This window comes from Enterobacter cloacae complex sp. P29RS, assembly GCF_014893445.1.
GTDB classification, from domain to species: Bacteria; Pseudomonadota; Gammaproteobacteria; order Enterobacterales; family Enterobacteriaceae; genus Enterobacter; species Enterobacter intestinihominis.
Map to the genome: position 1 here is coordinate 68,255 of NZ_JADBPZ010000003.1, position 12,732 is coordinate 80,986.

Annotated in this window: 14 protein-coding genes; 8 read left to right on the forward strand and 6 right to left on the reverse strand. The window is 55.2% G+C overall.

Translation table 11 applies throughout. The features are described 5' to 3' along the window. The first annotated feature begins 34 nt into the window (after positions 1 to 34). Positions 35 to 1,657, forward strand: coding sequence for an isovaleryl-CoA dehydrogenase (locus tag IM282_RS03175; RefSeq protein WP_192970113.1), 1,623 nt, complete (start codon positions 35 to 37; stop codon positions 1,655 to 1,657). On the opposite strand, the gene IM282_RS03180 is transcribed toward IM282_RS03175, so the two are convergent. The 3 genes from IM282_RS03180 to bsmA all read right to left on the reverse strand — a co-directional run bounded on the left by IM282_RS03180 (position 1,654) and on the right by bsmA (position 4,509). Next, positions 1,654 to 3,585 (reverse strand): methyl-accepting chemotaxis protein, encoded by a 1,932-nt coding sequence (locus IM282_RS03180; protein WP_192970114.1) that lies wholly within the window; start codon positions 3,583 to 3,585, stop codon positions 1,654 to 1,656. The genes IM282_RS03175 and IM282_RS03180 overlap by 4 nt on opposite strands. A gap of 170 nt (positions 3,586 to 3,755) precedes the next feature. Beyond that, the gene (gene yjfN, locus IM282_RS03185) at positions 3,756 to 4,031 is read right to left on the reverse strand and encodes a DUF1471 family protease activator YjfN (RefSeq protein ID WP_192970115.1); all 276 of its coding nucleotides are present in this window, start codon (positions 4,029 to 4,031) and stop codon (positions 3,756 to 3,758) included. 148 nt (positions 4,032 to 4,179) lie between these two features. Continuing rightward, on the reverse strand, positions 4,180 to 4,509 hold the full coding sequence (gene bsmA, locus IM282_RS03190; protein WP_003856011.1) for a biofilm peroxide resistance protein BsmA: 330 nt from the start codon (positions 4,507 to 4,509) through the stop codon (positions 4,180 to 4,182). Positions 4,510 to 4,646: 137 nt separating this feature from the next. Here bsmA and yjfP point away from each other — a divergent pair, with 137 nt between their 5' ends. Then, positions 4,647 to 5,369, forward strand: coding sequence for an esterase (yjfP, locus tag IM282_RS03195; RefSeq protein ID WP_192970116.1), 723 nt, complete (start codon positions 4,647 to 4,649; stop codon positions 5,367 to 5,369). Here yjfP and ulaR read toward each other — a convergent pair. Together ulaR and ulaG are read right to left on the reverse strand one after the other, a co-directional pair. Continuing rightward, positions 5,366 to 6,121 carry an HTH-type transcriptional regulator UlaR gene (gene ulaR, locus IM282_RS03200; protein ID WP_003856014.1) on the reverse strand — a complete coding sequence of 252 codons (756 nt, stop codon included), beginning with the start codon at positions 6,119 to 6,121 and terminating at the stop codon, positions 5,366 to 5,368. The two genes, yjfP and ulaR, sit on opposite strands and share 4 nt — an antisense overlap. 110 nt (positions 6,122 to 6,231) lie before the next feature. Beyond that, on the reverse strand, positions 6,232 to 7,296 hold the full coding sequence (gene ulaG / locus IM282_RS03205; RefSeq protein WP_023299142.1) for an L-ascorbate 6-phosphate lactonase: 1,065 nt from the start codon (positions 7,294 to 7,296) through the stop codon (positions 6,232 to 6,234). 359 nt (positions 7,297 to 7,655) lie between these two features. On the opposite strand from ulaG, the gene ulaA reads away from it, so the two are divergent. Genes ulaA through IM282_RS03235 form a run of 6 tightly spaced genes read left to right on the forward strand, consistent with a single transcriptional unit; the run spans position 7,656 to position 12,063 of the window. Further along, entirely contained in the window at positions 7,656 to 9,056 is a 1,401-nt protein-coding gene (gene ulaA, locus IM282_RS03210) for a PTS ascorbate transporter subunit IIC (RefSeq protein WP_171932072.1), read from the forward strand. Between the two features lie 12 nt (positions 9,057 to 9,068). Continuing rightward, positions 9,069 to 9,374 carry a PTS ascorbate transporter subunit IIB gene (ulaB, locus tag IM282_RS03215; RefSeq protein WP_003856022.1) on the forward strand — a complete coding sequence of 102 codons (306 nt, stop codon included), beginning with the start codon at positions 9,069 to 9,071 and terminating at the stop codon, positions 9,372 to 9,374. Positions 9,375 to 9,383: 9 nt separating this feature from the next. Continuing rightward, complete coding sequence (gene ulaC, locus IM282_RS03220; protein ID WP_003856024.1) at positions 9,384 to 9,851, forward strand: PTS ascorbate transporter subunit IIA; 468 nt, start codon at positions 9,384 to 9,386, stop codon at positions 9,849 to 9,851. A gap of 12 nt (positions 9,852 to 9,863) precedes the next feature. Continuing rightward, positions 9,864 to 10,514, forward strand: coding sequence for a 3-keto-L-gulonate-6-phosphate decarboxylase UlaD (gene ulaD, locus IM282_RS03225; protein WP_022646832.1), 651 nt, complete (start codon positions 9,864 to 9,866; stop codon positions 10,512 to 10,514). A gap of 9 nt (positions 10,515 to 10,523) precedes the next feature. Further along, a complete protein-coding gene (locus tag IM282_RS03230) occupies positions 10,524 to 11,384 on the forward strand; it encodes an L-ribulose-5-phosphate 3-epimerase (RefSeq protein WP_022646833.1) in 861 nt (286 codons plus the stop codon). Next, a complete protein-coding gene (locus IM282_RS03235; protein WP_063148809.1) occupies positions 11,377 to 12,063 on the forward strand; it encodes an L-ribulose-5-phosphate 4-epimerase in 687 nt (228 codons plus the stop codon). Before IM282_RS03230 ends, IM282_RS03235 begins: the two co-directional genes overlap by 8 nt. A 133-nt stretch (positions 12,064 to 12,196) precedes the next feature. On the opposite strand, the gene yjfY is transcribed toward IM282_RS03235, so the two are convergent. Then, positions 12,197 to 12,472: a DUF1471 family protein YjfY gene (gene yjfY / locus IM282_RS03240; protein WP_023299144.1), complete on the reverse strand. Its 276-nt coding sequence runs from the start codon at positions 12,470 to 12,472 to the stop codon at positions 12,197 to 12,199. Positions 12,473 to 12,732 lie beyond the last annotated feature (260 nt).

Here is a 12,732-nt window from a genome sequence, read left to right on the forward strand (position 1 = left end):
TTACCTTTATTGCCAATGAAAGGAGGGAGACAGCATGCACTGGCAGACACATACCGTTTTTAATCAACCCGCACCGCTATCGAACAGCAACCTTTTTCTCTCTGATTGCGCCCTGCGCGATGCGGTAGCGCGCGAAGGGGCTGAGTGGGATGTGGATCTTCTTGCCAGCATCGGCCAGCAGTTGGGTACGGCAGAGTCGCTGGAGCTGGGCAGACTGGCGAACGTTAATCCGCCGGAGCTGCTGCGTTATGACGCCACGGGAGCGAGGCTGGATGACGTCCGCTTTCATCCGGCATGGCATCTTCTGATGCAGGGGCTTTGCGCCAACCGGGTGCACAACCTGGCGTGGGAGGAGGAGGTGCGGAAAGGATCGTTCGTCGCCAGGGCCGCGCGTTTCGTACTTCATGCTCAGGTGGAGGCGGGAACGCTTTGCCCGGTGACCATGACCTTTGCGGCCACGCCGCTGTTGCAACGGTCGCTGCCCAAACCGTTTCATGAGTGGTTAACGCCGCTGATGAGCGATCGCTACGACCCCCATCTCGCGCCGGGGGCGCAAAAGCGCGGCCTGCTGATCGGCATGGGGATGACGGAAAAGCAGGGCGGTTCGGACGTACTCAGTAATACTACCAAAGCAGAGAAATGCAGCGATGGCAGTTACCGGCTGGTGGGGCACAAATGGTTTTTCTCCGTGCCGCAGAGCGATGCGCATCTGGTGCTGGCGCAGGTGAAGGGCGGGTTGTCCTGCTTTTTTGTCCCGCGTTTCTTACCCGACGGGCAACGTAATGCCGTGCGCCTTGAGCGTCTGAAGGACAAGCTCGGCAACCGCTCAAATGCCAGCAGTGAGGCTGAATTTCTTGATGCTTCCGGCTGGCTGCTGGGCGAAGAGGGGGAAGGCGTCCGGCAAATTCTGAAGATGGGCGGGCTGACGCGCTTTGACTGCGCGCTGGGCAGTCACGGACTGATGCGCCGTGCGCTCTCTGTGGCGCTTTATCATGCCCATCAGCGGCAGACCTTCGGCAAAAATCTGATCGACCAGCCGTTAATGCGCGACGTGCTAAGCCGTATGGCGCTGGTGCTGGAGGGACACACGGCACTGCTGTTCCGACTCGCCCGGGCGTGGGACAACCGCAACGACCCGCAGGAAGCCGCATGGGCGCGGCTTTTCACTCCGGCGGCAAAATACAGCGTCTGCAAAGCGGGTATACCGTTTGTGGCAGAGGCAATGGAGGTGCTGGGCGGTGCAGGCTATTGCGAAGAGAGTGAGCTTCCGCGGTTGTACCGTGAAATGCCCGTCAACAGCATCTGGGAAGGCTCTGGCAATATTATGTGCCTGGATGTACTGCGCGTGCTGGCGAAGCAGCCGGGCATTCTCGACCTGCTCGCCGATGATTTCGCGCAGGTCAAAGGTCAGGACAGGCACTTCGATCGCAGCTGGCGTCAGCTACAGCAGAAGCTGCGGAAACCGCAGGAAGCGCAGGGCAGGGAGATCGCGCAGCAGCTCTTTTTACTCGGGGCCGGAAGTCAAATGCTGCGGCACGCATCGCCGCCCGTGGCGCAGGCGTGGTGCCGCATGATGCTGGATACCCGGGGCGGCACGCTGATGAGCGAGCAGGTGCAAAACGACCTGCTGCTGCGCGCCACGGGCCGGGTCGGTTAAGCCTTCAGCTGGAACAGGCTCACCAGCCGGGTGAGATGTGAACCCTTCTCGCGCAGCGTCTGTGCCGTCTGCTCGCTGCGTGAGATGCGATCGGCATTGATGTGCGATGCCTCACCGATGTGCGTCATCGCCAGATTCACCTGGCCAATTCCCGCCGACTGCTCGCGGGAGGCGTGGTTGATCTCGGTGACAAGCTGGCTGATGTTATCGATATGAACAATGATGGCATCCATTGCCAGACGCGTCTGCTCAGACAACGCATGGCCTTCGCTCACCTTGTTCAGCGTGTCGCCAATCAGCTGTTCAATCTCTTTTACCGCGTTGGCGCTGCGTGCGGCCAGGGCGCGTACCTCTTGTGCCACCACTGCGAAACCTTTCCCGTGCTCGCCCGCCCGCGCCGCTTCAACCGCCGCATTGAGCGCCAGGATATTGGTCTGGAAAGCGATGGACTCAATCACGCGGGTGATGTCTTCAATGCGTTTCGATGCATCGCGAATATCATCCATGGTGGAGACTGCGTGGGTCACCGTCTCTCCACCCTGATGCACCGCGCGCGAGGTTTCACCCACCAGCTGCTGCGTTTGCTCCATGTTGGCGGCATTTTGCTGCACGGTGGCGGCTAATTGCTCCATGCTGGCGGAGGTCTCCTCAACGCTGCTGGCCTGCTTGTTGATCTGTTCAGAGATCTCGCCGGTGTCTGAAGCCAGCGCGTTAGTCCCCAGATGGATCTCGCTTGCGGCCTCGCGGACCTGCAACACAATTTTTTGCAGGCCTTCCCCGATCCCGTTGATGGCGTCAATCAGCTGGCCGACTTCATCCTGGCGGGTAACCGGCAGGCTGGCGCGCAGATCGCCTGCGGCATACTGCCGGGCAAGCGCGATCACCTCGCGCAGTGGGCGGGTTAGCATCCGGCGAATGAGGATAACGAACAGGCCCGCGAAGAGAGCGGATAGCACCACGCCCGCCATCAGGAAGCGATCGCGCAGTGTGGTGACGCTTGAAAGCAGTACGGCTTTATCCACTTCACCCACGATGGTCCAGTTCCAGCCCGGTAGCGGCGTGTAGGCAACTTTGAGCGTACGGCCATCCGCGCTCACGCGTTCCAGCGTGCCGGCTTTATCACTCAGAAGCTGCTGCTGTGTCGCCGTGTCCCAGTTAGGCAGTTTGCCCTCTTCGCTGGCATGGAACAGATACTGTCCGCGCGTTTTGCCGCTGCTGCGATCCAGTACAAAGAAGTGACCGCTCTCGCCCAGACGACGGTTAAGGATTTTCTCGCGCATGACGTTCCACGAATGGGTGATGTCCACGCCGACAAAGATAATCCCGATAACCTGGCCTTCCGCATTCTTAACAGGCTGGTACTGCGTGATATAGCGCTTGCCGAACAGCAGCGCGAGGCCACGATAGACCTCCCCTTTAGTGACGGCGGCAAATGCCGGGCTGGTGGTATCAAGAACAGTTCCGATGGCGCGGTCGCCATTCTCTTTGCGCAGCGACGTCGCCACGCGGACAAAATCGTTACCGCTGCGGACAAACAGCGTCGAGATGGCTCCCGTTCGGCTCAGGAAGTCATCAGAAAGCGTATTGTTTTCATGCAGCTCCGTTTCGCCGCCTTTCAGCAAAGGAACGGTAAGCCCGTTTATGGTCCGGCTCTGGCTGCTGTCGCTGTTCAATGGCTGTGGCAAAAAGGTGGTGAACAGACGGGTATAGCTTTCAACCTCTTCGCTCAGGCTGGTGTTGAACATCTCTACCATATCCACCATGCCGGTGGACTGGTTATGCAGGTCTTCAACCGCAAGATCTTCAAGCTGCTGGCTGGCGTTGTGGCTCAACAGGAAAGTGAACAGCAAAAAAAGCGTAGCGACACTTACACCTGTTAGCATCGAAAGCTTCGTGCCCAGTCCTGCCCGGCGGAAAAAGGTGATCATAAATTGCTCATTATTGAAAAGTGATGGCTGTTCAACGGCAGAGCGGAGAGAACGTTTATCTGTTTAATGTAACTGAATGTTACGCGTTTGTTTTTATTGAGTTTCGGGAGAGATAAAAAATTTGCAAAAGTGAAAAGCCACTAAAATTAAGTGGCTTTTATCGGAGGGGATTATGCATAAAGAATGGCCTGCACGCGCCAGTGATTAACATGGTGATCTTCCTGCATCTGGACGATGCGATACCAGGATGCGCCCTGTTCATCGGCCTTCAGGGCGACGACACGTTCAACGTCTAGCGGACTCCCCGTGATATTATTGACGGAGATCTGACCAATCTCATTCAGGCCCGTGACGCAATCCGCGCTGGCAAATTCAGCCGACTGCGCCGTGGTGCTCAGCAGGCCCGCTGAAAGCAATAGCGTCGTTAAAGCAAGGGTTCGTTTCATCGTCAGCTCCTTTTCACGTGTCTCCGGTATCCGCCGGGCAATCCTTCGCGAATAAACTCATTTCCATTGTTGCTGGCATGGAGTTTATTGTGGACAGGAAAATGTCTACGGACGCAAAGCAGTGTAAAGGTCGTTCAAATGATGATGCTCACTTACGGTACAAAATGCCTTGTGCATACCACTGTCCCGTAATAATAGTTTCATCAATCATCGTGATGACGTAATAATCTGCTTTTGCGGCAACGGCCTGTGCTTCAATTGCGTCTTCTGCATCATCCGGTGAACCGCGAACCATCGCGGATACGGTTCCCAGGCGTTGTAATCCTTCCGTCTGATTACGACGAATCTCCTGAGGATGATCGGTAACCGGCGGTGCCGGTTCTGGCGTACCCTGCAATACGGAACATCCGCTGAGCAGTGAGACCAGCAATAAAGCGGTAAGCCTGCGCATAAACCTGTCTCTTTTCCTGATAGCCATAGTGTAGTGGTCTGCGAATTTAGTTTTGGGGGAATGTTCCCGAAGTGTTATCTGGGACGTAGATTTCGAATGAAAATATCGTGAAACCGTAATCCAGCTCTCAACATTATGAATCATTCATCAGCACAGGATCGACAATGATTGAAATTGAAACTCGCCTGCTTAGTGAGCATGAAATCATCCATGCTTTTCCGGCTGGTAAAGGTGAACAGCCGCTGCCGACGGTAGTTTTCTATCATGGTTTTCTCTCCTCTAAGCTGGTCTACAGCTATTTTGCCGTCGCGCTGGCGCAGGCCGGTTTCCGGGTGGTCATGCCTGATGCGCCGAATCATGGGGCACGCTTTACGGGCGATGAACAGGCGCGGCTGGGGCTGTTCTGGCAAACGCTGCACGGCAATCTGACCGAGTTCTCCGGGCTGCGTGACGCGCTTTTACAGGCCGGGCTGGTGGAGGAGAAACGGCTGGCGGTCGCAGGCGCATCAATGGGCGGAATGACGGCGCTGGGGATCATGGCCAGGCATCCGGAGGTGACGTCCGTGGCTTGCCTGATGGGATCGGGCTACTTTATGTCACTGGCAAAGACGCTATTCCCGCCGCAGGCACCTCAGGAGATTGAGGCCCTGTTGTCTGAATGGGACGTCAGCCATGCGCTTTCACAGCTGGCCGATCGTCCCCTGCTGCTGTGGCATGGGGATGCCGACGATGTCGTACCGCCCGGTGAAACGTTCCGTCTGCAACAGGCGCTACAGCGTGAAGGGCTGGACAGCAATCTGACCTGCCTGTGGGGTGCCGGTGTCCGGCACCGTATTACTCCGGCTGCGCTGGAAGCCACCGTGGAGTTTTTCCGTCAGCACCTTTAAACGCGCAGCACCGTGACACCCTGATCCTCGAGCTTGCTGAGGATCTCGGGGTTGGCGTTTTTGCCGGTGATCACCATGCTGATTTGCTCGGCGCGGCTGAAAAGCATGCCGGCGCGTTCACCGACCTTGCTGCTGTCGACCAGCACCACCAGTTTACCCACCACGTTGAGCATGTTCTGCTCTGCCATTGCGGTGAGCATATCGGTTTTATACAGGCCATCCGCCGTCAGGCCTTTGCCGCTGGTAAACATCCAGTGCCCGGCGTAGAGGCTGTTTTCACTGTCCTGCGGGCTCAGGGTTATGGACTGGCTCTTGTTATACTGGCCGCCCATGATCACCACGCTTTCATGTTCCTGGTCAATGAGATAGTTGGCCAGCGGCAGATAGTTGGTAATGATTTGCACCGGCTTGCCGCACATCTCTCGGCCCAGTAAAAACGCTGTCGAGCCGCAGTTAATCACCACGCTTTCCCCGGGATTCACCAGCTGTGATGCCGCTCTGGCAATCCGCACCTTTTCATCGTGATTCTGCGCCTGGTGAATATTCATCGGCGTCCAGCGTGGACGCTGCTGGCTGATGGCCTCTGCGCCGTTGCGGACTTTTTTCAGCTTGCCGCTTTCATCCAGCTTGTTAATGTCCCGCCGCGCGGTAGCAGGGGAGATCCCTAAACGTTCGATCACTTTCTCGACGGTGATAAACCCTGTTTGCGCCAGGAGTTCCAGTAAAATTTGATGCCGTTGCGCTTCCGTCATGAGCTATTCCGAAAAGAATTGATTTGAAAAGATGATATTTGAAATAGCATGAAATTACTAAATTAAATATGACATCGCCAGACACAGTGTCTGGCGATTGGGCTGCACAATCAGAGGAAGGACTTGAACGGCAGGTCTGGCTCAATGGTGAAGCAATCATCAAAACCACGCGGGTAGTGGTACTCGAGATTGTCTTTATCCAGCGGCCAGGTGAACTTGCCGCCAACCTGCCAGATGAACGGCTTGAAACCATACTTGAGTCGGTCTTTTTTCATCTCCCACAGGACGCGGATCTCTTGCGGATCGGCCTGGAAGTTTGACCAGATATCGTGGTGGAAGGGGATCACCACTTTGGTGTTCAGCGCTTCGGCCATGCGCAGCATGTCCGCGCTGGTCATTTTGTCGGTAATCCCGCGCGGGTTTTCACCGTAAGAGCCAAGCGCCACGTCAATCTGGTGCTCGTTACCGTGCTTCGCGTAGTAGTTGGAGTAGTGAGAGTCACCGCTGTGATACAGGGAACCGCCAGGCGTTTTGAACAGGTAGTTCACTGCGCGCTCGTCCATCCCGTCTGGCAGTACGCCTGCGGCTTTCTGGTCGGCAGGCAGGGTGATCAGCGCGGTGCGATCAAAGGCATCCAGCGCGTGAATTTCAACGTCTTTGATTTTCACCACGTCGCCCGGCTTCATCACAATGCAGCGCTCTTTTGGCACGCCCCAGCCAATCCACAAATCCACGCAGGTCTGCGGCCCGATAAAGGGTACGTCGTCCGCGCAGTTTTGCATTACCGCTGCCGCCACGTTCACGTCGATATGATCGTTGTGATCGTGGGTAGAGAGAACGGCGTCGATCTGGCGAATGGCGAAAGGATCAAGCACAAAAGGCGTGGTGCGCAGGTTCGGCTGGAGCTTTTCAACGCCGGCCATACGCTGCATCTGGTGGCCTTTTTTCATCAGTGGATTGCCGTGGCTCTGTTTGCCGGTGCCGCACCAGAAATCGACACAAATGTTGGCGCCGCCTTCTGATTTCAGCCAGATCCCGGTGCATCCAAGCCACCACATCGCAAATGTGCCAGGAGCAACCTGTTCCTGCTCGATCTCTTCGTTCAGCCAGCTACCCCACTCCGGAAAGGTACTCAAAATCCATGATTCACGGGTGATGGTTTTCACTTTACTCATCGTTTGACTCCTGGTATTAATCAAAAGTAATCATACTGTGACTTGTTGTGATTAATGCTGGCACTGTTTGAATCGATTTGCAATGGCTGATTTGCGGAAAATTCCCCTCGCCACATCACAGAAAATACACCTCGTCGTTGTTAAGATAACCGCTACATATAATTAATATATTGAAAATTAAGAATTTATTTATCTTTCTGGATCGGTAGTGAAAATCATTACTAACTCCATGGAAATAAATTGCGTGATCCGTCACAAATAATCAAATGCAATCTTGTGGTGATTATTTGTGATTAATAGAGTGATGACACCAACCACACAGGGATTGCCCCTCGTGTTCTCATTTTCTGGAGAGAGTTATGGAGATCCTCTACAACGTCTTTACCGTTTTCTTTAATCAGGTAATGACCAACGCCCCGCTGTTGCTGGGTATCGTGACGTGCCTGGGGTACATCCTGCTGCGCAAAAGCGTCAGCGTGATTATCAAAGGCACCATCAAAACCATCATTGGTTTTATGCTGTTGCAGGCGGGGTCTGGCATTCTGACCAGCACGTTTAAGCCGGTCGTTGCCAAAATGTCTGAGGTATATGGCATTAACGGCGCCATCTCTGACACTTACGCGTCCATGATGGCCACCATCGATCGCATGGGGGATGCGTACAGCTGGGTTGGGTATGCGGTACTGCTCGCGCTGGCGCTGAACATCATTTACGTGCTCCTGCGCCGCATCACCGGTATTCGCACCATCATGCTCACCGGGCACATCATGTTCCAGCAGGCGGGGCTGATTGCCGTTTCTCTCTATATCTTCGGCTACCCAATGTGGACCACGGTCATCTGCACGGCAGTGCTGGTCTCGCTTTACTGGGGCATCACCTCCAACATGATGTATAAGCCAACGCAGGACGTTACTGACGGCTGCGGCTTCTCCATCGGTCACCAACAGCAGTTCGCCTCCTGGATTGCGTACAAAGTTGCACCGTACCTGGGTAAAAAAGAGGAGAGTGTTGAAGACCTCAAATTGCCTGGCTGGTTGAATATCTTCCACGACAACATCGTCTCCACGGCGATTGTGATGACCCTTTTCTTCGGTGCCATCCTGCTTTCCTTTGGCATTGACGTGGTGCAGGCGATGGCGGGTAAAACCCACTGGACGGTCTATATCCTGCAAACCGGTTTCTCCTTTGCCGTGGCCATTTTCATCATCACTCAGGGCGTGCGTATGTTCGTCGCCGAGCTGTCGGAAGCGTTCAACGGTATCTCTCAGCGCCTGATCCCTGGCGCGGTGCTGGCGATTGACTGTGCGGCTATCTATAGCTTTGCGCCAAACGCCGTCGTCTGGGGCTTTATGTGGGGCACCATCGGCCAGCTGATTGCGGTCGGCATCCTGGTGGGCTGTGGCTCCTCAATCCTGATTATTCCTGGCTTTATCCCGATGTTCTTCTCCAACGCCACTATCGGCGTGTTTGCTAACCACTTCGGCGGATGGCGCGCCGCGCTCAAGATCTGCCTGGTGATGGGCCTGGTTGAAATCTTCGGGTGCGTGTGGGCGGTCAAGCTCACCGGCATGAGCGCCTGGATGGGCATGGCGGACTGGTCAATTCTGGCGCCGCCGATGATGCAGGGCTTTGCGTCCGTCGGGCTGGTCTTTATGGCCGTCATCATCCTGATTGCACTGACTTATATGTTCTTCGCTGGCCGTTCGCTGCGAGCTGAAGAAGATGCGGAAAAACAAACAGCAGAAGTTTCTGCTCACTAAGGAGTTTCGATTATGACCGTACGTATCCTGGCTGTGTGTGGCAATGGGCAAGGAAGCTCCATGATCATGAAAATGAAAGTGGACCAGTTTTTAACCCAGTCAAACATTGACCACACGGTGAACAGCTGCGCAGTGGGTGAATACAAAAGTGAACTGAACGGCGCGGACATCATCATCGCTTCAACGCACATTGCCGGCGAGATTAGCGTGTCGGGCAACAAATACGTGGTAGGCGTGCGCAACATGCTGTCGCCTGCGGATTTTGGGCCAAAACTGCTGGAAGTGATCAAAGAGCACTTCCCACAAGACGTGAAGTAAGGATGCCACATGAAACTACGTGATTCGCTGGCTGAGAATAACTCCATCCTTTTACAGGCCGAAGCCAGTACCTGGCAGGAAGCGGTGAAGCTGAGCGTGGACCTGCTGGTTAAGGCGGACGTTGTCGAGCCGCGTTATTACCAGGCCATCCTGGATGGCGTGGCGCAGCACGGCCCCTATTTTGTGATTGCCCCGGGGCTGGCAATGCCGCATGGCCGCCCGGAAGAGGGTGTCAAGAAAACCGGTTTTGCGCTGGTGACGCTGAAAACCCCGTTGGTGTTCAACCACGAAGATAACGACCCGGTCGACATTCTGATCACCATGGCAGCTGTCGATGCCAACACCCACCAGGAGGTGGGCATCATGCAGATCGTTAACCTGTTTGATGACGAAGCTAATTTTGACCGTTTACGTGCCTGCCGTACCGCGCAGGACGTGCTGGATTTAATTGATAACGCCACTGCGGCGGCCGTTTAAGAGGAATTGAAAATGTCATTACCAATGTTGCAGGTCGCGCTGGATAACCAGACGCTGTCTCACGCTTACGAAACCACCCGTCTGATTGCGGAAGAGGTGGACATCATCGAAGTCGGCACCATTCTGTGCGTGGGCGAAGGCGTTCGTGCGGTTCGTGACCTGAAGGCGCTCTATCCGCATAAAATCGTGCTGGCGGATGCCAAAATTGCCGATGCGGGCAAAATTCTCTCTCGCATGTGCTTTGAAGCCAACGCCGACTGGGTCACCGTGATCTGCTGTGCAGATATCAACACTGCGAAAGGCGCGCTGGACGTGGCGAAAGAGTTCAACGGCGACGTGCAGATTGAACTGACCGGCTTCTGGACCTGGGAGCAGGCACAGGAGTGGCGCGAAGCGGGTATCCAGCAGGTGGTTTATCACCGCAGCCGTGATGCGCAGGCCGCAGGTGTGGCGTGGGGCGAAGCCGATATCAACGCGATCAAACGCCTGGCCGATATGGGCTTCAAAGTGACCGTGACCGGTGGTCTGGCGCTGGAAGATCTGCCGCTGTTCAAGGGTATTCCAATCCACGTCTTTATTGCCGGTCGTAGCATTCGCGATGCGGAATCTCCGGTGGAAGCTGCGCGTCAGTTTAAACGCTCAATCGCTCAGCTTTGGGGTTAAGGAGCGGGTATGTTGTCAAAACAGGTCCCGCTTGGCATCTATGAAAAGGCACTCCCTGCGGGGGAGTGCTGGCTGGAGCGGTTACAGCTGGCGAAGCAGCTGGGTTTCGATTTTGTCGAAATGTCGGTGGATGAGACGGACGAGCGTCTTTCTCGCCTGGACTGGCGCCGCGACCAGCGTCTGGCGCTGGTGAGCGCCATTGCCGAAACCGGCGTGCGCGTGCCGTCCATGTGCCTGAGCGCTCACCGTCGTTTTCCGCTTGGCAGCGAAGATGATGCCGTACGCGCCGAAGGGCTGGAGATCATGCGTAAAGCCATTCGCTTTGCACAGGATGTTGGCATCCGCGTGATCCAACTGGCGGGTTACGATGTTTACTATCAGGAAGCCAACGATGAGACGCGCCGTCGTTTCCGTGACGGCCTGAAAGAGAGCGTTGAGATGGCAAGCCGTGCGCAGGTGACGCTGGCGATGGAGATCATGGATTATCCATTGATGAACTCCATTAGCAAGGCGCTGGGCTACGCGCACTATCTGAACAATCCGTGGTTCCAGCTTTATCCGGATATCGGCAACCTGTCGGCATGGGATAACGACGTACAGATGGAGCTTCAGGCGGGCATCGGGCATATCGTGGCGGTGCACGTAAAAGATACCCGTCCCGGCGTGTTTAAAAACGTACCGTTCGGCACCGGGGTGGTGGATTTCGAACGGTGCTTCCAGACGCTCAAACAGACAGGTTATTGCGGACCTTACCTGATTGAGATGTGGAGCGAAACCGCGGACGACCCGGCGGCAGAAGTGGCGAAAGCCCGGGACTGGGTGCGCGAGCGCATGGCGCGGGCAGGCTTACTGGAGGCGGAACATGCTTAAGCTGAAACAGCAGGTCTTTGAGGCCAATATGGATCTCCCGCGCTATGGACTGGTGACGTTTACCTGGGGCAACGTAAGCGCCATCGATCGCGATCGGGGGCTGGTGGTGATTAAGCCGAGCGGCGTGGCCTATGAAGCCATGAAAGTGGACGATATGGTGGTGGTTGACCTGGAAGGACACGTTGTTGAAGGCAAATGGCGTCCTTCTTCAGATACGGCAACCCATCTGGCGCTGTACCAGCGTTACCCGTCCCTGGGTGGTGTTGTGCATACCCATTCCACGCACGCCACCGCCTGGGCACAGGCCGGGCTGGCGATCCCTGCTTTGGGTACGACGCACGCGGACTACTTCTTCGGCGATATTCCCTGCACGCGGGCGTTAACGCAGGCTGAGGTCGAAGGCGAGTACGAACTTAACACCGGCAGGGTCATTATCGAAACGCTGGGTGAGACGGAACCACTGCATACGCCGGGTATTGTGGTGTACCAGCATGGTCCATTCTCCTGGGGTAAAGATGCGCATGACGCCGTGCATAACGCGGTGGTGATGGAAGAGGTGGCTCGAATGGCGTGGATTGCGCGCGGCATTAACCCACAGCTTCAGGGCATTGATGATTATCTGATGAACAAGCATTTCATGCGTAAGCACGGCCCGAATGCTTATTACGGGCAGAAGTGAATAAGTGCTCTGGAATACCGAAACAGTTGTAACCGGTGGTATTCCGGAGCCATTCATAAAAAAAGCCCCCGGCAGGGGGCAATCATATATAGCTATGATTTTCGTTGGCTTTCCTGGTGCTGGCGATAAAGCGTTACTGGTAAATATCTGCACTGGCGCGCATATTGCCGTTGCTGCCGGGCTCACGTGTCAGTATGACGTGATAGTATTTTGCGCCCTGCGCATCGGTTTCTTCATTAAGCGCCTGATCTGCTTCACTTTCAGTGGCGAAGTTATGATTGATGTAAATAACGCCTAAGCTCTGCACATCATCCATGTTTCTGGCCTGTCGGCTGTCTATCTTGATGGCTGCCATCGCGTTTGCACTGAGCAAAAGCGCAGCCAAAATGGCGAATGCGATTCTTTTCATGATATGCGCTCCACGACTGCGTGCTGTGATATGGGGTAATGCTCTCCTTCTCTGCTTAAGGCTTCTGATTAAAGTGTAATCGCTACTCGGGTTGCGATGGGTGACCATTTCTGATGGTGTTGTTCAAAAAAACAGCGTTTCTGATAAGTGAGATTTTAAATCACCCACTTAGAACAGCTTTACCCTTTGTGCGAATTATTTGTGCAATCACCTTGTGTTTAGCGGGGCGCGCAAGTATTATGACGCGTCAATTTTTCAGC